At 69.8% G+C, this 22,434-nt stretch carries 17 protein-coding genes; 10 read left to right on the top strand and 7 right to left on the bottom strand.

All coding sequences use genetic code 11. The annotated features are described in order from the left end of the window. Positions 1 to 147: 147 nt before the first annotated feature. The 6 genes from JR064_RS22135 to JR064_RS22110 form a co-directional block, all read right to left on the bottom strand. Positions 148 to 1,260 (bottom strand): saccharopine dehydrogenase family protein, encoded by a 1,113-nt coding sequence (locus tag JR064_RS22135; protein WP_206231163.1) that lies wholly within the window; start codon positions 1,258 to 1,260, stop codon positions 148 to 150. Between the two features lie 66 nt (positions 1,261 to 1,326). Continuing rightward, positions 1,327 to 3,192, bottom strand: coding sequence for a M56 family metallopeptidase (locus JR064_RS22130; protein WP_206231162.1), 1,866 nt, complete (start codon positions 3,190 to 3,192; stop codon positions 1,327 to 1,329). Between the two features lie 3 nt (positions 3,193 to 3,195). Further along, complete coding sequence (locus tag JR064_RS22125; RefSeq protein ID WP_053836589.1) at positions 3,196 to 3,582, bottom strand: BlaI/MecI/CopY family transcriptional regulator; 387 nt, start codon at positions 3,580 to 3,582, stop codon at positions 3,196 to 3,198. A gap of 150 nt (positions 3,583 to 3,732) precedes the next feature. Continuing rightward, the gene (locus tag JR064_RS22120) at positions 3,733 to 4,281 is read right to left on the bottom strand and encodes a hypothetical protein (protein WP_206231161.1); all 549 of its coding nucleotides are present in this window, start codon (positions 4,279 to 4,281) and stop codon (positions 3,733 to 3,735) included. Between the two features lie 200 nt (positions 4,282 to 4,481). Beyond that, the gene (locus tag JR064_RS22115) at positions 4,482 to 5,522 is read right to left on the bottom strand and encodes an SDR family oxidoreductase (RefSeq protein ID WP_241093235.1); all 1,041 of its coding nucleotides are present in this window, start codon (positions 5,520 to 5,522) and stop codon (positions 4,482 to 4,484) included. 86 nt (positions 5,523 to 5,608) lie between these two features. After that, positions 5,609 to 5,842: a hypothetical protein gene (locus JR064_RS22110; protein ID WP_206231159.1), complete on the bottom strand. Its 234-nt coding sequence runs from the start codon at positions 5,840 to 5,842 to the stop codon at positions 5,609 to 5,611. A 139-nt stretch (positions 5,843 to 5,981) separates the two neighbouring features. On the opposite strand from JR064_RS22110, the gene JR064_RS22105 reads away from it, so the two are divergent. Further along, a complete protein-coding gene (locus JR064_RS22105) occupies positions 5,982 to 6,338 on the top strand; it encodes a hypothetical protein (RefSeq protein ID WP_206231158.1) in 357 nt (118 codons plus the stop codon). A gap of 95 nt (positions 6,339 to 6,433) precedes the next feature. On the opposite strand, the gene JR064_RS22100 is transcribed toward JR064_RS22105, so the two are convergent. Next, a complete protein-coding gene (locus JR064_RS22100; protein WP_206231157.1) occupies positions 6,434 to 7,648 on the bottom strand; it encodes a DNA topoisomerase IB in 1,215 nt (404 codons plus the stop codon). A gap of 151 nt (positions 7,649 to 7,799) precedes the next feature. On the opposite strand from JR064_RS22100, the gene JR064_RS22095 reads away from it, so the two are divergent. The 9 genes from JR064_RS22095 to JR064_RS22055 form a co-directional block, all read left to right on the top strand. Then, positions 7,800 to 8,195 carry an I78 family peptidase inhibitor gene (locus JR064_RS22095; RefSeq protein WP_225210129.1) on the top strand — a complete coding sequence of 132 codons (396 nt, stop codon included), beginning with the start codon at positions 7,800 to 7,802 and terminating at the stop codon, positions 8,193 to 8,195. A 205-nt stretch (positions 8,196 to 8,400) separates the two neighbouring features. Next, positions 8,401 to 12,858, top strand: coding sequence for a glutamate synthase large subunit (gene gltB, locus JR064_RS22090; RefSeq protein WP_206231156.1), 4,458 nt, complete (start codon positions 8,401 to 8,403; stop codon positions 12,856 to 12,858). 124 nt (positions 12,859 to 12,982) lie between these two features. Continuing rightward, positions 12,983 to 14,473, top strand: a complete 1,491-nt coding sequence (locus JR064_RS22085; protein ID WP_191826649.1) for an FAD-dependent oxidoreductase — start codon at positions 12,983 to 12,985, stop codon at positions 14,471 to 14,473. An 851-nt stretch (positions 14,474 to 15,324) separates the two neighbouring features. Next, a complete protein-coding gene (locus tag JR064_RS22080) occupies positions 15,325 to 16,383 on the top strand; it encodes a glycoside hydrolase family 5 protein (RefSeq protein ID WP_206231155.1) in 1,059 nt (352 codons plus the stop codon). 298 nt (positions 16,384 to 16,681) lie between these two features. Next, positions 16,682 to 17,725: a glycoside hydrolase family 5 protein gene (locus JR064_RS22075; protein ID WP_206231154.1), complete on the top strand. Its 1,044-nt coding sequence runs from the start codon at positions 16,682 to 16,684 to the stop codon at positions 17,723 to 17,725. A 204-nt stretch (positions 17,726 to 17,929) separates the two neighbouring features. After that, positions 17,930 to 18,991, top strand: coding sequence for a glycoside hydrolase family 5 protein (locus tag JR064_RS22070; protein ID WP_206231153.1), 1,062 nt, complete (start codon positions 17,930 to 17,932; stop codon positions 18,989 to 18,991). 151 nt (positions 18,992 to 19,142) lie between these two features. Beyond that, positions 19,143 to 20,021 carry a methylglyoxal synthase gene (locus tag JR064_RS22065; RefSeq protein ID WP_206231152.1) on the top strand — a complete coding sequence of 293 codons (879 nt, stop codon included), beginning with the start codon at positions 19,143 to 19,145 and terminating at the stop codon, positions 20,019 to 20,021. A 550-nt stretch (positions 20,022 to 20,571) separates the two neighbouring features. After that, positions 20,572 to 21,930: a substrate-binding domain-containing protein gene (locus tag JR064_RS22060; RefSeq protein ID WP_206231151.1), complete on the top strand. Its 1,359-nt coding sequence runs from the start codon at positions 20,572 to 20,574 to the stop codon at positions 21,928 to 21,930. Positions 21,931 to 22,025: 95 nt separating this feature from the next. Continuing rightward, positions 22,026 to 22,434: PepSY domain-containing protein (locus JR064_RS22055; protein ID WP_206231150.1), on the top strand; the 409-nt coding region annotated here is incomplete at its 3' end.

Genomic DNA, 22,434 nt, shown 5'->3' with positions numbered 1-22,434 from the left:
CCCCAGGCGCGGCGCTCGATTGGATGCACGAGGCTGCGCCCGTACCCTCATCCGCCCCTGCGGGGCACCTTCTCCCGGTGGGAGAAGGAACAGCCGTGATGCGTAGTAACCCGGCCGCCTCGATGCCGATGGCTCTCCACAACCGCCCTAGATCTCCCGCACCGCCGTCTCGATCCGCCACGCGGCGAACTCGCCTTCGAACTCGGCCAGGCTCAGCAGGCCCATGCACGCCTGCGCGCCCACCGGCAGCACCGCGCCGCTGGCCAGCTTGCGCACCAGCAGGATCGCGGCCAGGCACGGAATCTCCGGGCCATGCAGGGTCGGCGCGGTCAGTTCCCAGCACACCGCGTGCGGGCGGCCATCGCGTAGTCCGCGCAGCTGCACCGACATGCCGCCAAGGTCGCTACCGAAGCGATCGAACCAGCGCCCGGCGCGCGCGAACACCGCCGCCAGCGAGAGCATCGGCAGCGGCACGCCGAGTCCGCGCAGGCGCGCGAGCGCGGCCAGGCAGCGCTGCAGGAACGGCAGTTCCAGCGCCGCGCGGAAGCGCACGTTGCGCACGCCGGGATAGCGCGCCACCAGCAGGTCGTGATCGGGCACGTCGCAGGGCGCGGCCAGACGCGGCGCGAGCCGCGCGAAGGTCACCGGCTGCGGTGCCGCCCAGCCCAGCGTGCGCTGCCAGCGTCCATCCCTCCACCAGTCGAAGGGCAGGCCGCAATACGACAGCACCGCGCGCACCGTGGCCATGCCCAACGGCGTGGCCTGCGCCGGCGCGATGACCAGGTCGATGTCGTGCAACTGCGAGAAACGTGGGCGCAACGCATCGACCACCGCGCTGGACAGCGCCGGCAGCGTGCTGGCGCCGCTGATCGCGCTGCGCCCGGCCTGCCGCGCCAGCGCATCCAGCGCGGCGGGAAAGTCGCGCACGAACGCGCGGCCGTCGGCCAGGTCGATGTAATGCATGCCAGCCCGCAGGCAGGCATGCGCGACCGCATAGTCCTGGCCCTGGAACGGCCCGGCGGTGTGCACGACGATGTCCGCGCCGGTGGCGGCCAGTTGCGCTGGAAAATCCGCCGCCGCCGTGTCCAGGCGGCACACCGCGACGCCGCCCAGGTCCGCGCCGGCAAGATTGGCGGCGGCAGCGCCAGGATGGCGTCCGGCCGCGATCACCTGCAGGGTCGGCGTCGCCGCCAGCGCACGCACGATGCGCGCGCCGAAATGGCCGTAGCCGCCCAGCACCACCACCTTGCAAACGGCCATCGTCCTTGTCCCTCCTGTCGGCGTCCGCGGCGATTATCCGCGCGGGCGCCGCCTGCGGGGAACCGCTCAGCCGCCGATCGGCGTGGCCAGCCCTTGCGCGATGGCCTCGCGGATCAGCTCCTCGGCCTGCTGCCGCGCGCGTACGCTGGCATCGGCCTGCTGCTTGCCCAGTCGGGACTGCTCCAATCCGAGTTGCGCCTGTTGCCTGGCCAGGTCCTGGATCTTCTTGCCCAGGTCCTGGCGGCGCATCTGCTCGGTCGCGCGCTGCGCCGCCATGCGCTCGATCTGCGCCTGGCTGGCGGCGCCACGGCTGGCGGCGACCGCCGCCTCGGCCTGGCGCGCGGCGCTCTCGGCCATCTGCGCGCTCAGTTCCGCCATGCGTTCGCCCAGGTCGCCCTGGCGCTCGCCGAGATCGCCTTGCTGGTCGCCCAGCTCGGCCTGCGCATCGGCCAGCTCCAGGGACTGCGCGTGCAGCGCCTGGAAGCGCGCCAGCGCCGCCGGATCGCGGACCACGTAACGATGGCCGGCATGGCGCAACCACAGGATCTCGCCATCGTTGCCGGCCAGTCGACGCGCTTCGCGCAGGTCGTCCAGCGAGGCGTCCATCAGATTGTGCCCGTCCTGCACCAGCACGTAGGCGTCCCGGTCGTTGTGCGGCGAGAGCGACATGCGGCCTTGGGTGAGCAGCGGCGCATCGGTTTCCGGCGGCGCCGCGGGTGCGGGCGGCGGCACCGGCGCCGTCGGCGGCTCCGGGGGGCTCGCCGGCGCCGCGGGTGCGGGCCGTGCCAGCACGCTGGCCACGATCGAGGTCGCCTTCGCCGCAGGCGCGGCGGCGGCGGGTGTGGCCGGTGTGGCCGGCGCGGCGGCCGGCGCAGCCACCGCTGCCGCGTTCGCCGGCGCCGGCGCCGGCTTGGCCACCAGGCGCAACGGCATGACCCCGGCCAGCGCGATCGCGGCGGTGATCAGCCCGGCGCCCAGGCGCGAGAAGGAGGCGGTGCTCTGCAGCATCAGCAGCCGCCGCTTCAGGCTGACGAAGCTGGGCGAGGCACTGGCCACGCCGGCCGCCGGCCGCGGCGCCACGCCCAGTTGCACCAGCAGCCGCGCGTAGTTGTGCCGGCAGTGCCGGTGCCCGGCGACCACCGCCGCATCGCAGGCCGCTTCGCGGGCCAGTGCGTATTCGCGCACCGCCAGGTGCACCAGCGGATGGAAGAAGAACAGGTGCTGCGCCAGCGTCGGCAGCAGGCCCCACCACAGGTCGCGGCGCTGCAGATGCACCAGCTCGTGGGTCAATGCCATATCCAGATCGTCGGCGTGCATCGCCGCCAGGCGCCGCGCCGGCAACAGCAGCACCGGTCGCCACGGCCCGATCAGCTGCGGCGAATCGATCTGCGCGGACAGCCGCAGCTGCGGCGGCTGGCGCAGGCCGTGCGCTTCGGCGGCCAGGCGCAAGGCGCCGAGCAAGGCGGCATCGGTGCACGGCGTGCTGGTGCGCACCAGGCGCCGGCTGGCGCGGTAGGCATGGCCGCTGCGCAGCGCGCCGAGCAGCACGCCCGACAGCCACAGCGCGACCAGCACCTGCGCCCAGGACAGCGGCGCGGCGGCAGCGGCCTGCTGCGTGGCGGCACGCGGCGATGCGGCCGTCGCAGCGTCCGCATCCTGCAGCGATGCGGCCGGCAATGCGGTCGCGGCTATGGCGGTCCGTGCCGGCGCGGCCGGCAACACCGGCAGCTGCAGCGCACCGGCCCACAGCAGGCCTAGCACGGTCTGCGCGCCGACCAGCCACCACAGCCGGCAGCGCGTGGCCGCCGGCAATGCCGGCAACCAGCGGCACAGCGCCCAGATCGCCGCGACCAGGATCGCCGCCTGTACGCTGGTCGCCAGCAGCCGCGACAACAGGGTCTCGAACAACGTCGTGCCGAAGATCGTGTCCATGCCTCAGTCCTCCCGCCGCTGCGATTGCAACTTGGCTACCAATGCCTCGAGTTCGGCCAGTTCGTCGTCGCTGACCTCGGCGCGCTGCGACATCCACGCCACGAACGGCGACACCGAGCCTTGCAAGGTCTTCTCGACGAAGCTGCCGACCGCGCTGCGCACCACGTCGTCCTGGCCGCTGGTGGCGGCGTAGCGGTACACGCCCTGCACCTGGCGCCGGCGCAGATAGGCCTTGGCGCGCAGCCGCTCCATCATCGTCAGCACGGTGGAGCGGGCCAGCCCGCGGGTCTCGCCGAAGCCGGCGGCGACTTCGCCGACGCTGGCCTCGCCCTGTTCGCCGATGTACTGCAGCAGGGCCAGTTCCTGGTCCCCGATCGATTTGCGTCGCATCCGCCCGCCCCAGTGACTACACGTGTCGCCAAACGTACCCGTGGCGACATCTGTAGTCAATAGGTCGTCGGTCATTGGCTGCTCCCCCTCCTGCCGACAGGGCTGGCCATGGCGCCTGCGGCGCGAGCCGCGGCTGCGCAGGCGCGCGGCTCAGCCGAAATCGAAATAGAACCTGCCGTTGTAGTTGGCGATGAAACCGGTGAGCGCATCGCTGATGGCGCTGGTGAACGTGGGGCCATACCTCCAGTCCGGCGCGCCCGCCCAATAGTCGTGCCAGCTGTCCGGCAGCGGGACTAGCGCCTCGTCCGGCACGTCATCCTCGTTCACCCAGACCGGTTGGCCTGCATCGGTATCGATCATGAATGCCCAGTACTGATTCGGATCGTCGCGCAGCGTCGTCACCTGCGCGCCCTGCAACGCCACTTCCAGCTGTGCCTTGATCTCGTCCAGGTGCGGCTGGTAGTACCCGTGCACGCTCAGGCCGTTCTGCGCCCCGTTGTCGGCGAGCCAGTCCGCAAGCGCCGTATCGACCGCCTGCGCATAGCCATCGAAATGGGTATAGGCCGCGCGCGCAGTGGCTTTGCACCAGATCGCCACCGGCGAGCACGGCCCTCCCGGCCGGGAATAGAAGCCGGTGTTCCGTTCTTCGCCGGCGTCCACCAGACCCCAGGCATTCTGCGGAATGTAGTAGTAGTTCACGGCCGATCTCCGATTGCGGCTGGCTGCATGCAGACAACAACGCAATCGGCACGCCACTGTGAATGCGTGGCCTCTGCAGGGTGGACCTCATCCGCTCGCCTGCGCGCGGACCATGGGCGCGGCCAGCGGCAACGGCCCGCGCTGGCCGTTTGCCGCTGTCGCTCCCGTCGCAACGATCCGGTCGTCGTGCAGGCTGCGGCTCAGCCCTGCGGACCGCCCATCACCGGCAGGATCGCGCCGCTGATGTAGCTGGCAGTGATCGGCGAGGCCAGGAACACGTAGGCCGGCGACAGTTCCTCCGGCTGCGCCGGGCGGCCCATCGCGCTGCTCTTACCGAACTCGGCCACGTCCTCGGCGGATTTGTCGGCCGGATTCAGCGGGGTCCACACCGGCCCCGGTGCGACCGCGTTGACGCGGATCCCGCGCGGCTGCAGCTGGCTGGCCAGGGCCATGGTGAAGGCGTGGATCGCGCCCTTGGTGGCCGAGTAGTCGAGCAGCGACTTGCTGCCGAACAGGCCGGTCTCCGAGCCGCTGTTGATGATCGCCGCACCGCGCTTGAGATGCGGCAAGGCCGCGCGCGCCATGTGGAAGTAGCCACCGATGTTGGTCTGCAGGGTTTCCTGCAGGTGTTCCTCGCTAAGGTCTTCCAGGGCGTGGCAGTGCAACTGGAAGGCTGCGTTGTTGACCAGCACGTCGAGCCCGCCGAAGGCACGCACGGTCTGCGCCACCGCGTCTTCGCAGAACTGGGGATCCCTCACGTCGCCGGCGATGGTCAGGCAGCGCCGGCCTTCCTTCTCCACGTGCGCGCGGGTCAGCTGCGCGTCCTCGTGCTCGTCCAGGTACAGCACCGCCACGTCGGCGCCTTCGCGCGCGAACAGCACCGCCACCGCACGGCCGATGCCCGAGTCGGCGCCGGTGACGATCGCGCTCATGCCGCGCAGCTTGCCGCTGCCCACGTACTCGGGCGCCTCGAAGCGCGGTTGCAGCGCCAGGTCGCGTTCCTTGCCGGGCTTGCGCAAGTGCTGCCTGGGCATCTTCTCCGGCTGCTTGCGCACCCCGGCCTGGGTCGGCGCGGCCTTCTTGGCCTTGGCTTTCGACTGCGCCTCGTCGGCATCGGTCGCGCGCTGCAGGGCGCGCTGTTGGCGTGCGGTCTTGGCGGCCGCCGCGCCGGATCGGGACGACGCCGGCTTGGAGGAAGCGGTCTTGGTGGATGCGGCAGGACGCTTGTTGCTGGAAGCCATCGGCATTGCTCCGGAATACGCGACGCGGCGCTGCAGGGCGCCACATCGGGTGAATGGACAGACGTGGGCGATCGGGCGCGAGCGCGCTAGACGCGGTCGGCGACGCCTTCGACGCCGGCATGCTGGGCGCAATGCGCGCAGCAGAACATGCGGCCGCCGGCTTCCACGCCGTGGCCGACGATGCGGCAGTCGCAGTGGCTGCAGTGCGGGGCGAAGGCGTGGATCGCGCATTCGAACGAATCGAAGGTGCCGCTGCGGGCGCCCTGGGTCAGGGTAAAGGCCTTGTCGTAGTCGTTGCCGCAGACATCGCAGGTGGCCATGGTCAGGCTCCGGTTGGCTGGGGAAGCCACAGTCTGGCCAAGCCCGCGGCCACGTCGGGTGAAGCCGGCCGCCGATCTCTTCATGCAGCGCAAACATCCGCCGCGACACGCTCGCGCTATCCGCACAAGGAACCCGTCCATGATCCGCCACCCGCTCGCCCTCGCCGTTCCCCTCGCCGCCAGCCTGCTGCTCGGCGCCTGCAGCACCACCCAGGTCGCCGAGGTGCAGCCGATCGACGGCGTCATCTCCGGCCAGTGCCACATCGACAAGGTCCGCGGCGCGGCGGGCCTGGCCGCCGCGCAGACCACCGTCGAACGCGCCCGCGTCGACAGCGACAGCCTGAAGGTGCAGGTGGTGAACAGCAGCGTCGGCCGCAGCGGCGCCACCTCCAGCGGCGTGGACAGCGCATCGCGCGGTGCAGGCGAAAGCGGCGGCGATCGCCTGACCATCGAGGTCGGCCCGTACAACAACATCACCACGCTGTATTGCGGTTGATGGTGCGCGCCGCAGGTTGAGCGAAGGACGCGGCGCGGTCTTGTCGCGACCGCATCGTGGCGTGAGGTAATGGCGCAGCCGCGCCAGCGCTCCGATCAGGCGCGGCCGCGTGAACGCGCAGCGTTCCCGGCCGCCACGCCCCGGCCGGCGCGACGCCGCACCATGGACTTCGTTGGCTTGGCACCGGCCGCCTTGGAGGCCGTCTTCTTGGCCCCCGAGGCCTTGGCCGCCTTGCGGGTCGCCGCGCGCGCCCGCGCCAGGTACTTCAGCGTGGCCAGGTCCCACTGCCGCTCGCCGCGCACGCGCTCGCACAGGCCGTGCAATTCGCCGCCGCGCCAACCGTCGAACACGCACGGGTCGATATAGGCCTTGCGGCATACCGCCGGGGTATTGCCTAGCGCGTCGGCCACCTCGCGGATCACCGCGTTCTGCGCCAGCTTCAGCGCGCGCTCGCTGCTGGGGTCGGGCAAGGGCAGCTGCGCCAGCCGCTGCAGCGCGGCGCGGGTGCCACCCCAGGTGCGGAAATCCTTGGCGGTGAAGCTCTCGCCCATCGCCTCGCGCAGGTAGTCGTTGACCTCGCCCGAATCCACCGGCTGCAGCTGGCCGTCGTCGTCGCGGTACTGGAACAGCGCCTGCCCGGGCAATTGCTGGCAACCGCGGATCAGCTTGACCAGGCGCACGTCGTCGACCTCGATGTCGTGCTCCTGCCCGCCCTTGCCGCGGAACTTCAGCCGCGCGCGGCCGCCCTTGACGAACGCCAGGTGCCGGTTGCGCAGCGTGGTCAGGCCGTAGGAGCGGTTGCTGCGCGCGTATTCGGCGTTGCCGACGCGCACCAGGGTCTCGGCCATCAGCGCCACCACCATCGCCAGCACCTTGTCGCGCGGGTAGCCGGGCAGCGCCAGGTCGCGGCGCAGGCGTCGGCGCAGCCGCGGCAGAGCCTGGCCGAAGGCCATGATCCGTTCGAACTTGCCGTCGCCGCGTACCTGCGCCCAGTCGGCGTGGTAGCGGTACTGCTTGCGCCGCCGCGCATCGCGGCCGGTGGCCTGCACGTGGCCGTTGGCCTTGGTGCAGATCCACACCTCGGTATAGGCCGGCGGGATGGCGAGCTGGCGGATACGCTGCAGGGTCGGCGCGTCGCGCACCGCGCTGCCGTCGGGCAGCCGGTAGCCGAAGCCTTTGCCGGCGCGGCGGCGGGCGATGCCGGGCTGGTCGTCGCTGACATAGACCAGGCCGGCGCTGCTGGCGGCCTGCCTGGCCTGCAGCGCGCGCGCCGCCTCGGTGGCGGCGGTGGGACGGGACGCGTTGGACATCGGGACGCCAGCGGTTGGGGAGCGGCGATTGTCGGCAGCGCGCTGCCTAGGCCGCGTCAACGGCGGCCGGTTAACGTGTGGCGAACGCGACTTGTCCGATTCTTCTGCGCTTATGCTGGACCTGTCCTCCCTCCACCCATCAGGAGCCCCGATGAGCACTTTCCTTTCTTCTCGTGCGTCCGCGCGTGCCGGCCTGTTCGGCACGGCGTGCCTGGCGCTGGCACTGGCCGCGTGCACCGCGCCGCCGCCGGACGAGCAGGAACAGGTGGCGGCCAAGGCCCAGGCCGCCGCGCAGCAGGCCGCCGCGCCGGATCCGGCCAGCGCCCCGGAGCCGCCGCCGGTCGGCACCTGCGACGCCTCGCAGGCGCAGGGCCTGGTCGGCCAGGCCGCCGAACAGGCGCTGCTGGACCAGGCGCGCAGCGACACCGGCGCCAAGAGCGTGCGCGTGCTCAAACCGAACCAGGCGGTGACCATGGAGTTCGACGGCGAACGGCTCAACATCGAGGTCGATGCCAAGAACCAGATCACCGGCGTGCGCTGCGGCTGAGGCCCGTCCGGCGGCGCCTGCAGGCGCCGCGCATGGTTGCGGCGGCAAGGCGGTTGCCGCCACTACGGTTGCAGCTGCAACCGTGTATTGCGGCACCGCACCAACATGTGCTTTAGTCGATGTTCCGGTGACCTCAAGATGCGCTCCAGGATAGAGCGGGGGCGAGTGTCGCCGCGTTCCTTCGGATCGCTTTTCAGAGGCAGACATGGCCCCCCGCAACCGCCACGGGCTCTACGACCCCCAAGATGAGCGCGATGCCTGTGGTTTCGGCATGGTCGCGCAACTCGATGACCAACCCTCGCGGGCCCTGGTCGATACCGCCATTGCCGCGCTGTCGCGGATGACCCACCGTGGCGGCGTCGCCGCCGACGGGCTGACCGGCGACGGCTGCGGCCTGCTGATCCGCAAACCCGATGCGTTCCTGCGCGCGCTGGCGCGCGACGCCGGCATCGCGGTGGGCGCGCGCTTCGCCGCCGGCCAGGTGTTCATGCCGCGCGACGACGTGGACGGCGCCGCACGCTGCCGCCAGGTGCTGGAAGAGGAACTGCTCCGCGCCGGCACCCAGCCGCGCGGCTGGCGGGTCACCCCCATCGACGATTCGGTGTGCGGGCAGCTGGCCAAGGACACCTTGCCGCACATCGAGCAGGTGTTCGTCGATGCCGGTGCCGAGCACAGCGAAGACGGTTTCGCCCTGGCCCTGTTCCTGGCGCGCCGCCGCGCCGAGCAGCGCCTGCGCGACATCGCCGACTTCTACGTCACCACGCTCTCGCCCAACGGCATCAGCTACAAGGGCATGGTGCTGCCGGACAAGCTCAGCACCTTCTACCCGGACCTGCAGCGCAGCGACCTGGCCTCCAGCGCGATCGTGTTCCACCAGCGCTTCTCGACCAACACGCTGCCGCGCTGGCCGCTGGCGCATCCGTTCCGGCTGCTCGCGCACAACGGCGAGATCAACACCATCGAGGGCAACCGGCACTGGGCGCAGGCGCGCAGCAAGGTGTGGAAGACCCCACGCTTCGACATCGCCGAGTTCGACCCGGTGATCTCGATGCACGGCTCCGATTCGCAGAGCCTGGACAACATGCTCGAGCTGCTGGTCGCCGGCGGCATGGACCTGCTGCAGGCGCTGCGCATCCTGGTCCCGCCGGCGACCCAGTCGCTGGAGTTCAAGGACGCCGACCTGGCCGCGTTCTACGAGTTCTACGGGCTCAACACCGAGCCGTGGGACGGCCCGGCCGGCATCGTCGCCTGCGACGGCCGCTATGCGGCGTGCATGCTCGACCGCAACGGGCTGCGCCCGGCGCGCTGGATGCTGACCTCCGACCGCCATTTCCTGGTCGCCTCCGAAGCCGGCGTGTGGGAATTGCCGGCCGAGCGCGTGACCCGCAAGGGCAAGCTCGGCCCGGGCGAGATGATGGCCATCGACCTCAAGCGCGGCGACCTGCTCGACTCGGACGCGATCGACCGCATCAACCGCGGCCGCGCCCCGTACAAGCAGTGGCTGCAGCAGGGCGTGACCTACCTGCAGACCGAGCTGATCGATCCGTCGCTGGTCGAGGAGCCGTTCGACGAGCGCACCCTGCGCAGCTACCACAAGTTGTTCCAGCTCAGCACCGAGGAAGTGGAGCAGGTGCTGCGGCCGCTGGCCGAGACCGAGCAGGAAGCCACCGGCTCGATGGGCGACGACACCCCGATGGCGGTGCTCAGCCGCCACACCCGGCCGCTGTACGACTACTTCCGCCAGGCGTTCGCGCAGGTCACCAACCCGCCGATCGATCCGTTGCGGGAAGACTGCGTGATGTCGCTGACCACCCAGCTCGGCAAGGAGACCAACATCTTCCATGCCGGCCCGGAGACGGTGAACCACGTCATCCTCAATTCGCCGGTGCTCAGCCAGCGCAAGCTGCGCCAGCTGTTGAAGATGGAGCAGTACCAGACCCGCAACGCGCAGATCGACCTGTCCTACAGCGTCGAGGAAGGCCTCAAGGCCGGCCTGGAACGGATCTGCGCCGAGGCCGAGCAGGCGGTGCGCGACGGCAAGGTCATGCTGCTGCTGACCGACCGCTACCCGGTGGCGGAACGGCCGATGGCGCATGCGCTGCTGGCCACCGGCGCGGTGCACCACCATCTGTCGCGCGCCGGCCTGCGCTGCGACGCCAACCTGATCATCGAGACCGGCACCGCGCGCGATCCGCACCACATGGCCTGCCTGCTCGGGTTCGGCGCCACCGCGGTGTATCCGTACCTGGCCTACCAGACCCTGTTCGACCTGGGCCGGCGCGGCATCCTGCTGCTGAAGAAGGGCGGCGAACAGGCGCAGATCGGCCGCAAGTACCGCAAGGGCATCTACAAGGGCCTGTCCAAGATCATCTCCAAGATGGGCATCTGCACCATCGCCAGCTACCGCGGCGCGCAGCTGTTCGAGATCGTCGGACTGGATCCGGACGTGGTCCAGCTGTGCTTCCCGGACACCGCCTCGCGCATCGGCGGGGTCAACCTGGCGCGGCTGGACACCGAGGCGCGGCAGCTGACCGCGCGCGCCTGGAACGACCTGCTCAAGCCGGAAGTGGGCGGGCTGCTGAAGTACGTGCACGGCGGCGAGTACCACATGTACAACCCGGATGTGGTCATGACCCTGCAGCGCGCCACGCGCAGCGGCGAGCAGGCCGACTGGGCCGCGTACGCCGAGGCGGTGCATGCGCGTCCGCCGTCGGCGCTGCGCGACCTGCTGCAACTCAAGCGCGCCGAGGTGCCGACCCCGCTCGACGAGGTCGCCCCGGCCGCCGACCTGCTGCGCCGCTTCGATACCGCCGCGATCAGCCTGGGCGCGCTGTCGCCCGAGGCGCACGAGGCGCTGGCGATCGCGATGAACCGCCTCGGCGGGCGCAGCAACTCCGGCGAAGGCGGCGAAGACCCGGCGCGCTACGGCACCGAGAAGCGCTCCAAGATCAAGCAGGTGGCCTCCGGCCGCTTCGGCGTCACTCCCGAGTACCTGGTCAATGCCGAGGTGCTGCAGATCAAGGTCGCGCAGGGCGCCAAGCCCGGCGAAGGCGGCCAGCTGCCCGGGCACAAGGTCAACGAGCTGATCGCGCGGCTGCGCTACGCCAAGCCGGGCATCGGCCTGATCTCGCCGCCGCCGCACCACGACATCTATTCGATCGAGGATCTGGCGCAGCTGATCTACGACCTCAAGCAGGTCAACCCGACCGCATTGGTGTCGGTGAAGCTGGTCAGCCATGCCGGCGTGGGCACCATCGCCGCCGGCGTGGTCAAGGCCGGCGCCGACCTGATCACCGTGTCCGGCCACGACGGCGGCACCGGCGCCAGCCCGGTCAGCTCGATCCGCTATGCCGGCGTGCCGTGGGAACTGGGCCTGGCCGAGTCGCACCAGGCGCTGGTCGCCAACAACCTGCGCGACCGCACCATCCTGCAGACCGACGGCGGCCTGAAGACCGGCCTGGACGTGATCAAGGCCGCGATCCTGGGCGCCGACAGCTTCGGCTTCGGCACCGGCCCGATGATCGTGCTCGGCTGCAAGTACCTGCGCATCTGCCACCTCAACAACTGCGCCACCGGCGTGGCCACGCAGGACGAACGGCTGCGCGCCAACTACTTCACCGGCCTGCCCGAGCGGGTGGAGAATTTCTTCAAGCTGCTGTCCGAAGAAGTGCGGCAGTGGCTGTCGTATCTGGGCGCGCGCTCGCTGGACGAGATCATCGGCCGCACCGAGCTGCTGCAGCAGCTGGACGTGTCGCCGCGCGAAGGCGTGCGCGTGGACCTGTCGCGGCTGCTCAAGGACGTGCGCTACGACGGCGGCCACTGCGCGGCGCAGCGCCTGTACGAATCGCCGGACAGCCTGGCCACGCAGATGGACGGCCTGCTCGCCGACGCGATCGCCAACAAGACCGGCGGCGACCATCGCTTCCTGATCCACAACACCGACCGCTCGATCGGCGCGCGCCTGTCCGGCGCCATCGCCCGCGTGCACGGCAACCACGGCATGGACGACGCGCCGCTGACCCTGCGCTTCCGCGGCTCGGCCGGGCAGAGCTTCGGCGCGTTCAACGCCGGCGGCCTGCAGCTGGAGCTGGAAGGCGAGGCCAACGACTACGTCGGCAAGGGCATGGCCGGCGGCCGCCTGGTGGTGCGTCCGCCGCGCGGCGCGCGCTTCGAGGCGCGCAGCACCGCGATCATCGGCAACACCTGCCTGTACGGCGCCACCGGCGGCGAGCTGTACGCCGCCGGCCGCGCCGGCGAGCGCTTCGGCGTGCGCAACTCCGGCGCGCTGGCGGTGATCGAAGGCGCCGGCGACCACTGCTGCGAGTACATGACCGACGGCATCGTGCTGGTGCTGGGCAAGGTCGGGCTGAATTTCGGCGCCGGCTTCACCGGCGGGCTGGCCTACGTGCTTGACGTGGACCGCGATTTCGTCGACCGCTACAACCACGAGCTGATCGACATCCATCGCATCTCCGCCGAAGGCTTCGAAAGCCACCGCCAGCACCTGCACAAGCTGATCAGCCGCCACCGCGAACTGACCGGCAGCATCTGGGCGCAGCAGATCCTCGACGAGTTCCGCGACTACGTCGGCAAGTTCTGGCTGGTCAAGCCGAAGGCGGCGAGCATCGAGTCGCTGACCGAGTCGTTGCGGCGCGCCGCCTGATGGCGGCGCCGGGAATCGGGACTGGGGAATCGGGAATGGTCAAAGCCCGGCTCGCCAGTTCCCCTTCCGCGCACGCAGACCCGCTTTTCCGATTCCCCATTCCCCATTCCCGACTCCCAGCCCTATGAGCCGCAAACAAGCCTTCCAGTTCCTCGACCTGCCCCGGCAGATGCCGCAGCGCATCCCGGTGGAGCTGCGTACGTCCGGCGACTGGAACGAGCTGTACGGCAAGTTCGACAAGGCCGACGCGCAGTACCAGGCCGGGCGCTGCCTGGATTGCGGCAATCCGTACTGCAGCTGGAAATGTCCGGTGCACAACGCGATCCCGCAGTGGCTGCAGCTGGTGCAGGAGAACCGCATCGAGGAAGCCGCGGCGCTGTGCCACAGCACCAATCCGCTGCCGGAAGTGTGCGGCCGGGTGTGCCCGCAGGACCGCCTGTGCGAAGGCAGCTGCACGCTGGAGGAATTCGGCGCGGTCACCATCGGCGCGGTGGAGAAGTACATCGTCGATACCGCGCTCAACAACGGCTGGCGCCCGGACCTGAGCCAGGTCCAGGCCACCGGCAAGCGCGTGGCGGTGATCGGCGCCGGCCCGGCCGGACTCAGCTGCGCCGACCGCCTGGTCCGCGCCGGCATCCATGCGGTGGTCTACGACCGCTACGAACAGATCGGCGGGCTGCTGCAGTTCGGCATCCCCAGCTTCAAGCTCGACAAGAGCGTGATCGGCAAGCGCCGCGAGGTGCTCGAAGGCATGGGCGTGGAGTTCCGCCTGGGCGTGGAAATCGGCCGCGACGTGAGCCTGGAGCAGTTGCTCGGCGAATACGACGCGGTGTTCCTCGGCACCGGCGCCTACCGCTACACCGACGGCGGCCTGGCCGGCCAGGACCTGCCCGGCGTGCTGCCGGCGCTGCCGTTCCTGGTGCAGAACAGCCGCATCGTCGGCGGCAACGATCCGTGGGGCCGGCCGATCGCCGGCTGGGAAGACACCATCGCGCTGCCGGACCTGAGCGGCAAGCGCGTGGTGGTGCTCGGCGGCGGCGACACCGGCATGGACTGCGTGCGCAGCGCGATCCGCCTGGGCGCGGCCAAGGTCACCTGCGCCTATCGCCGCGACGAAGCCAACATGCCCGGCTCGGCGCGCGAAGTGGCCAACGCGCGCGAGGAAGGCGTGCGCTTCCTGTTCAACCGCCAGCCGCTGGCGGTGGAAGCCGATGCCAGCGGCAAGTTGGCCGGCGTGCGCGTGGTGCAGACCCGCCTGGGCGAACCCGATGCGCGCGGCCGCCAGGCCGCGGTGCCGATCGAAGGCAGCGAATCGCTGCTGGATGCGGACGTGGTGATCATCGCCTTCGGCTTCTCGCCGAGCGTGCCGGAATGGCTGGCCGCGCAGGGCGTGGAAGGCACCGCCAATGGCCGCATCCTGGCCGGCGGCAGCGACCCCGACGGCAGCGGCCGCCTGCCGTACCAGACCACCAACCCCAAGCTGTTCGCCGGCGGCGATGCGGTGCGCGGCGCGGACCTGGTGGTGACCGCGGTCGCCGAAGGCCGCGACGCGGCCGCCAGCATCGCCGAATGGATCGGCAACCGCCTGCCGGTGACCACCCAGGCCGCCGCCTGAGCGGGATCGACCGCATCCAAGCGACGGCGTTGCATGCCCGGCTGCGCACGGCCGGGCAGAAGGTTTGCGCGGATTGACGGCGATGCAGCGGCACTCGTCCTGGGCCCGGCATCCGCCGCGCCCCCACGACGCCGGCATGGTCGCGTCGGGACTGAAGTCCCTCCCACAAGTGCGCCCTTCAGGCACCGCAGCCCCCTTGTAGGAGCGGCTTCAGCCGCGACAAGCGAAATCGGAACCCGCGTGGCTCGGCTACCTGGCGGGGCTGAAGCCCCTCCCACAAGTGCACGCATCCGGCACCGCGGTCCCATGTAGGAGCGGCTTCAGCCGCGACGAGCGAAGCCGGAAACCATGCGGCTCGACGATCTGCCAGAGCTGAGACCCCATCCCACAAGTGCACTCGCCGGGCATGGAAGCCCCCTGTAGGAGCGACTTCAGTCGCGACGAGCGGCGTCGGAAACCACGCGGCTCGGCCATCTGCCAGGGCTGAAATCCCGATCCGCAAGTGCACGCACCGGGCATGGAAGCCCCTGTGGGAGCGACTTCAGTCGCGACGAGCGGAGCCGCAATCCGCCTGGTTCGGCTCTCTGTCGGGGCTGAAGCCCCTCCTGCAAAAGCGCCCGGTGGATGCGCCCACGCAGGCCATTCAAGCCACGCCGACCATCCATGCACCACGGAGCGGGGATTGCACCTGAATCGCCACGCACGCAACGCCGTTTTTCGCACGAGTGAATGAGGCGCTAACGCACGAACGCCTAGGCTGGCCGCGCGCGTGCGATCCGCGCACCCTTGCACCGCCGGCTGCTTCCCCCGATGGCACAACCGCATCCTCCCCTCCCCCAAGGACGCTCCCCATGTCGCTTTCCTCTCTCTGGTCGTCGCGGCTACGCCCCGTCGCTCCCGCCGTGTTCCTGCTCGCCCTCGCCTTCGGCGCATCCGCCCAGGACGGCAAGAGCGTGCTCAAGTACGCCGGCGTCAACCTCTCCGGCGCCGAATTCAATTCCGGCAAGAAGCCGGGCACGCTGTACAAGGACTACACCTATCCGGGCCCGGCGGACTACAGCTACTTCGCCGGCAAGGGCATGAACATCGTGCGCCTGCCGTTCCTGTGGGAACGCCTGCAGCCCACCGCCAAGGGCGAGTTCGATCCCGCGCAGCTGGCGCAGATCAAGAAGGCGGTGGCACAGGCCAAGGCCAACCACCTGCATCTGATCCTGGACCCGCACAACTACGCCAAGTACAACGGCGCGCTGATCGGCAGCGACGGCGCGCCGGCCGACGTGTTCGCCGACCTGTGGCGGCGCCTGGCGACCGAGTTCAAGGACGACGACACGGTGATCTTCGGCCTGATGAACGAACCCAACGCGGTGTCCTCCACCGATTGGGCCGCGGCCGCGCAAGCGGCGATCAACGCGATCCGCAAGGCCGGGGCCAAGAACCTGGTGCTGGTCCCCGGCACCGCCTATACCGGCGCGCATAGCTGGCGCAGCACCTACTACGGCACCTCCAACGCGGTGGCGCTGCAGCCGCTGACCGATCCGGGCAACCGCATGGCCTTCGAAGCGCACCAGTACTTCGACAAGGACAACAGCGGCACCAAGGGCGAATGCGTCAGCGCCACCGCCGGCGCCGAGAAACTGGCCGGCTTCGTCAGCTGGCTGCGCGAGAACAAGAAAGTCGGCTTCATCGGCGAGTTCGCCACCGCCGATACCCCCGTCTGCAACCAGGCCCTGGAAGGCCTGCTCAGCTACATCGAGCAGAACAACGACGTGATCGTCGGCTGGACCTGGTGGGCGGCCGGCGCGTGGTGGAAGAACGACTATCCGTTCAACGTGCAACCGAACAAGGACGGCAGCGACAAGCCACAGATGTCGATCCTGTCCAAGCACGCGCGCAAGGTGACCGGAAAGTAAGCGCACCGGCGCTGCCGGGCGATCGCCCGGCGCGCCGTTCCTGCACGCGTGGTCGCGGCCGCGCAGAAAAGCATCGCATACGCCGCCGCATGCAGTGCGGCGGCGATGGCCGACAGAGAACCAGTGCGCGTTGGCCATGCCAAGCCCTGCACAGATCCGCGCATGCACGCATGCCGGTCGTAGTGGCGGAACCGGGAATGCATTACGGTGCGAGCAAGCACACCGTTTGTCATCAGCTCGGCCAACCCGCGATCCGCCTGGCCGAGTCTCCCCCCGCTGATGCAGAAGGAGGCTCCCCATGGTCCATGCCTCGCCGTGCCTACGCGCACTGCGCCTGGCGCTGTTGTTGTCCTTGCTCGCCGTGCTGCCGCCATTGCACGCGCAAGGCGTGCTGAAATTCGCCGGCGTCAATCTGTCCGGCGCGGAGATCAGCTCCAGCAAGAAGCCAGGCTTACTCAACGTCGACTACTTCTATCCGCGCGATGCCGACTACGCGTATTTCGCCGGCAAGGGCATGAACATCGTGCGCCTGCCGGTGTTGTGGGAACGCCTGCAGCCCAGCCCGCAGGGCCGGCTGGACGCGGCGCAGCTGGCGTTGATCAAGGCCGCGGCGAAGCAGGCCAAGGCGCAGCGCATGCACCTGATCGTGGACATCCACAACTACGCCAGCTACTACGGCGACAAGATCGGCAGCGCGACCGTGCCGATCAAGACCTTCAGCGATCTGTGGCAGCGCCTGGCGCTGGAGTTCAAGGACGATAACGCCGTGGTCTTCGGCCTGATGAACGAGCCGAACAACATCGCGCCCGGAATGTGGGCCGCGGCCGCGCAGGCCGCGGTGGATGCGATCCGCGTCACCGGCGCGCGCAATCTGATCCTGGTGCCGGGCGCGCTGTGGAGCGGCGCGCACAGCTGGTACTCGACCGTCGGCGGCGAATCCAACGCCACCGCGCTGGCGGCGCTGTACGACCCGCTGCGGCGCACCGCCATCGAAGTGCACCAGTATCTGGACATCGATTCCAGCGGCACCAGCGCCAGCTGCGTGAGCGGCAGTATCGGCGCCGAACGCCTGGTCGGCTTCACCGACTGGCTGCGCACGACCGGACACATCGGCTTCCTCGGCGAGTTCGGTGCTGCCGACAATGCCGCATGCCGGCAGGCGCTGGACGGCATGCTCGGCTACATCGAGCAACACAGCGCGGTGTGGTTGGGCTGGAGCTACTGGGCGGGAGGCGCCTGGTGGAATGCGGACTATCCGTTCAACGTGCAACCCGGTGCGGACGGCCGCGACAAACCGCAGATGTCGATCCTGTCGGCCAGGGCGAAGCGCATCGCGCGCTGACACCGCGTTTCCTGCGAGAGAGAACACCGCAGCGCGGGCCGAACAAGGCCTGAGCGTCGGCGACGGCATGGGTAGCGCCAACGCGTCGGCGCCACGCACGCACACCGCTGGCATGCCGATTGCAACGGATGGGAACAGCCCGCGCCACACACCTGGTGCGCGGCGGCGCCCATTCGCTCTTCCCCCCACGAAGAAGGCAATCCCATGCGACGCAATTCCCTCTCCCTCCTGCTTGCTCCCTCACGCTGGCTGCTGCGCGCAGCGCTGTGCCTGCTGCTGGCCACCAGTACCTCCACCGCGCTCGCCCAGGACGGCGCGCACTACGCCGGCCTCAACCTGGCCGGCGCCGAATTCAATTCGGCCAGGAAACCGGGCGTGGTCTTCAAGGACTACCTGTATCCGCGCGACAGCGACTACGCCTACGTCGCCGCGCAAGGCATGAACATCGTGCGCCTGCCGTTCCTGTGGGAACGCCTGCAGCCCACCGCCAACGGCGAATTGGACGCCACCCAGCTCGGCTATCTGCAGACCGCGGTGAGCCGCGCCAAAAGCCACAACCTGCGCGTGATCCTGGACCTGCACAACTACGCCAAGTACGACGGCGCGCGGATCGGCAGCGACGGCACGCCCGCCAGCGTGCTGGCCGACCTGTGGCGGCGCCTGGCGATCGTGTTCGGCAACGACGACGCGGTGATCTTCGGGCTGATGAACGAGCCCAACGGCATTTCCTCCGGCGACTGGACCGCCGCCGCGCAACTGGCGATCGATGCGATCCGCGGCGCCGGCGCCTACAACCTGATCATGGTGCCGGGCACCGCGTATACCGGCGCGCACAGCTGGAACAGCACCTGGTACGGCGTGTCCAACGCGGCATCGCTGGTGTCGATCGAGGATCCGGTCGAAAACCTGGTGTTCGAAGTCCACCAGTACCTGGACCAGGACTACAGCGGCACCAGCGCCGACTGCGTCAGCGCCAGCATCGGCTCGGAGAAGCTGCAGGCCTTCACCCAGTGGCTGCGGGCCAACGGCTACAAGGGCTTCCTCGGCGAATTCGGCGCCAGCAGCAACGCCACCTGCATGGCCGCGCTCGACGACATGCTCGGCTACGTGCACGACAACGCCGACGTGTGGCTGGGCTGGACCGCGTGGGCCGCCGGCGCGTGGTGGAAGACCGACTACGCGTTCAACCTGCAGCCGAACCAGGACGGGACGGACAAGCCGCAGATGAGCGTGCTGTCGGCGCGGGCGCGGGAGATCGTTCAGTAGCCGGGATTCGGGATTCGGGATGGCGGGATTGGTGGAGCGCGGAGCGGCTCGGTTCGGCGGCGTGGAACTTCGGTCGATGGCGATAGCGGGCGATTGAGTCCGTACCGCGATCGGGCGCAGACTGTCGCTCCTCTTCCGCACGGATCGACGTATGCGCCTGGGCCTGGCCGCCAACCGACTGCATCACCAGGGCAAGGATGCCGCCCTGTTCCGCTGGCTGCGCGCCTGCGAGGCCGGCATCCGCGAACTGCAGCTCGGCCTGCACGCGGTCGGCCGCACCCACGAGGCGATCGCGCGCGCCGGCTGGCTGTCGGGCTACGCGGAACTCAAGCGCTATCCGTTCGGCCGCGAAGGCGGACTGATGAAGCTGGTCGCCGAAGTGGTGGGCCTGGAAGGCGCCGAACGCACCCTCGACGGGGCGATCTACTTCATCGATCCGGTCGATCCGTCCTCGATCTTTCCCGAAGCGATCGCGCTCAAGCGCCAGTGCGTGATCCACGGCAAGCCCTTCATCTCCACCGTGGCCAGCGCCCGCGACTGGATCGAGATGGAGCGCGTGCACGCCGGATTGGCCGCCGACGCCGGCGCCGACGACCTGCATACGCTGGAGCGGCACACCCTGGCGCTGATCGCGCACGATGCGATGAAGCCGCAGATGCTGGCCTTCGCCAGCGAGCATTTCGACCTGTTGTCGCGCTTCGCCGAGCGCGTGGCCACCGGCACCACTGGCCAGCGCCTCAACGAACTGGCCTGGAGCCGCGGCTGGCCGCAGGGCCAGGACTGGGTGCACCGCTACCAGAGCGGGCCGATGGGCGGCGATGCGCAGATCGCCGACCGCGTGCTGGAACGGCGTTGCCAACGCGCGATCTTCTTCGAGGATCCGCACGTGGCGCGCCAGCACGAGGCCGACATCCAGTTGCTGGAGCGCGCGGTGACCACGGTGACCGACAGCGCGGTGTGCATCACCTCGCCCCTGGTCGCCGCACGCTGGGCGCAGGCGGCGGCGAAGCGGGCGCTGCCGTCGGCCTGAGCGGCTGCGAGCGTTTCTCCAGGCCATTCGCCCCCTGTGGGAACCTCTGTGGGAGCGACTTCAGTCGCGACGCGCATTACCTAGAATGCCCGTCGCGATTTTGCTGCGCTGCCATCCGGAGCCGCTCCCAACTGGTGTCGTCTCCAAGTCGAACGCTCCCGGCGGTGTCCGGACGCCGGCAGGCCCGGGCCGGACGCATGGTTCCAGGAAGGAACCAACCGTACCGCGTGGGTTCTGCCCTTCGCAGTGACCTTCTCCAAGTGCTTTTTTTCATCGCACTGACCTGAGCGCTTCTTCTCACCCTCGCTTCGCTTTCGAGCAAACGCGATAGCAGCGGACCTGCGCAGACTGCGTGACACGTCCGCACGACCCGTGATCCGCTAGGCGGCTGCGGCCAGCAGCGTCGTCCGCCCAGCCGCGGAAAGATATGGCGCACGCGCGATCGCGACACTTCATACGTCCCGCCCACATCGCGTGACCGCGCTCACAGTCACTGCCATGTCACGCCTGTCGCCAACACTGCCGCCTGTCCAGATCCTGGGGGGATCCGATGTCGCGTTTCATCCTGCACCTGCTGTTGCTGGGTGCCGCAGTGCTGTGCTCCATCCCGTCCGCCGCCGCGCAGCAGGCCGAACGCCTGCGCGTGCACGGCTCCAACAGCGTCGGCGCACAGCTGATGCCGGCACTGGTCGAATCCTGGTTGCACAGCATCGGCTATCGGCAGATCCAGCGACGCCGGGTCGACGCGGCGACGCTGGAAATCTCCGCACTGCGCGACGACGCACCGCTGGTGGTGGAGATCGGCAGCGCCGGTTCGGCCGCCGGCTTCGCCGATCTGGTCCGCGGCGACGCCGAGCTGGCGATGCTGGCGCGGGTCCCCGACGCGCGCGAACGCGATGCCGCCTGGCAGCTTGGCGATCTGTCCTCGCCGGACCAGAACTTCGTCCTCGCCCTGGACGGCGCGCGCGTCCTGGTCGCCGCCGACAATCCGCTGGCCTCGCTCAGCGTCGCGCAATTGCGCGACATCCTCAGCGGGCGGCTGACGCGCTGGTCGCAACTCGGCGGCGCCGACCTGCCGATCGAGGTGCAGCGCAATGCGGACCGCAGCGGATTGGGCGACTTCCTGCGCGAACGCCTGCCGCTGCCGGCAACCGCGCGGGCCGCCTCGCAACAGATCCATCCCAGCCTGGTCGAAGCGGCGCAAGCCGTGGCCGGACACCCGGCGGCGCTGGCGATCGTCGCGCTGACCACGCCACTGCCGGCCGGCACCCGTGCGCTAGCCATCGCCGACGGCGGCATCGCCGTACTGCCCACGCCGGCCAGCGTCCGTGGCGAGGACTATCCGCTGGTGCAGCGCTACAGCCTGTACGGCGGGCAGATGATGTCGGCGCTCGGCCGCAGCCTGGCGCTGTATTCGGTCGGCGCGCAGGCGCAGCAGGTCGTGCGCCGGATCGGACCGATCCCGATGGCCATCGCGCCCGATCCAACCCACGCGGCCCAGGCAAGCCCCGACACGCGCCAGGCCGATGCCTACCTGCATGCCGGCGCCGGCGGGCAGCGCCTGACCACTACCCTGCGTTTCAGCCTGCAGTCGTTGAACTCGATGTTCGAGGCGCGCAGCGCGCAGGACCTGGACCGGTTGGTCGCCTACATGCATCAGCCGGCCATGCGCGGCCGCGCCCTGGGCATCATCGGCTTCGCTACGCCGGACACGGCCAACCGCCTGTATCCGACCATCGCCAGCAACGACCGCGCCGACGTGGTCGCTGCCTATCTGTCCCAGCGCGGCATCGTGGTCAAACGCGCGCGCGGGCTGGGCGCGGCGCGCCCCCTGGTCGGCGGCGAGGATGCGGCGGCCAAGGCGCGCAACGAACGGGTCGAGATCTGGTTGCTGGATGCCGGACGCTGACCGCCACGGCGCAACCTGAACGCAGCGCGTGCATGTTCACTTGCTGCAGAACCCCCGGTTGGGAGCATGACGATTCTGGTCGAACGGAGAACGTCATGAACGACACCAACAAGATCCTGTCGCGGCCGCTGCTGGCCATGTCGCTTTCGCTCGCGCTGGCCGTCGGCAGTGCCCATGCGCAAGCGCCGGCACCGGGTGGCCCGGCGCTGACCCAGGCGCAGGTAAAAGCCCTGCTGAGCGAGCAGGGCTACACCAAGCTGGACAAGCTGAAATTCGAAGACGGTCTCTGGAAGACCGAAGCCACCAGCGGCGACGGCAAGCGCGGCGATGTGCGTGTGGGTGCGCGCGGCGGTCGCATCTACGCGGAAGGGTTGCCGTCGAAGCTGAGCGAAGCAGAAATACGGGCGGCGCTGACGGCGGCGGGGTACACGCAGGTCCACGACCTGAAGTACGAGGACGGGCTGTGGGAAGCACGTGCGCACAGTGCGACGGGTCAGCGGGTGG

The organism is Xanthomonas bonasiae, assembly GCF_017163705.1.
Classification (GTDB): domain Bacteria; phylum Pseudomonadota; class Gammaproteobacteria; order Xanthomonadales; family Xanthomonadaceae; genus Xanthomonas_A; species Xanthomonas_A bonasiae.
This window is presented reverse-complemented; position numbering and strand designations above follow the sequence as displayed.

Coding starts and splice junctions, on each gene's coding strand:
- JR064_RS22135 (WP_206231163.1), bottom strand. CDS start 1,260: ATGGCCGTTTGCAAGGTGGTGGTGCTGGGCGGCTACGGCCATTTCGGC.
- JR064_RS22130 (WP_206231162.1), bottom strand. CDS start 3,192: ATGGACACGATCTTCGGCACGACGTTGTTCGAGACCCTGTTGTCGCGG.
- JR064_RS22125 (WP_053836589.1), bottom strand. CDS start 3,582: ATGCGACGCAAATCGATCGGGGACCAGGAACTGGCCCTGCTGCAGTAC.
- JR064_RS22115 (WP_241093235.1), bottom strand. CDS start 5,522: ATGGCTTCCAGCAACAAGCGTCCTGCCGCATCCACCAAGACCGCTTCC.
- JR064_RS22110 (WP_206231159.1), bottom strand. CDS start 5,842: ATGGCCACCTGCGATGTCTGCGGCAACGACTACGACAAGGCCTTTACC.
- JR064_RS22105 (WP_206231158.1), top strand. CDS start 5,982: ATGATCCGCCACCCGCTCGCCCTCGCCGTTCCCCTCGCCGCCAGCCTG.
- JR064_RS22100 (WP_206231157.1), bottom strand. CDS start 7,648: ATGTCCAACGCGTCCCGTCCCACCGCCGCCACCGAGGCGGCGCGCGCG.
- JR064_RS22095 (WP_225210129.1), top strand. CDS start 7,800: ATGAGCACTTTCCTTTCTTCTCGTGCGTCCGCGCGTGCCGGCCTGTTC.
- gltB (WP_206231156.1), top strand. CDS start 8,401: ATGGCCCCCCGCAACCGCCACGGGCTCTACGACCCCCAAGATGAGCGC.
- JR064_RS22085 (WP_191826649.1), top strand. CDS start 12,983: ATGAGCCGCAAACAAGCCTTCCAGTTCCTCGACCTGCCCCGGCAGATG.
- JR064_RS22080 (WP_206231155.1), top strand. CDS start 15,325: ATGTCGCTTTCCTCTCTCTGGTCGTCGCGGCTACGCCCCGTCGCTCCC.
- JR064_RS22075 (WP_206231154.1), top strand. CDS start 16,682: ATGGTCCATGCCTCGCCGTGCCTACGCGCACTGCGCCTGGCGCTGTTG.
- JR064_RS22070 (WP_206231153.1), top strand. CDS start 17,930: ATGCGACGCAATTCCCTCTCCCTCCTGCTTGCTCCCTCACGCTGGCTG.
- JR064_RS22065 (WP_206231152.1), top strand. CDS start 19,143: ATGCGCCTGGGCCTGGCCGCCAACCGACTGCATCACCAGGGCAAGGAT.
- JR064_RS22060 (WP_206231151.1), top strand. CDS start 20,572: ATGTCGCGTTTCATCCTGCACCTGCTGTTGCTGGGTGCCGCAGTGCTG.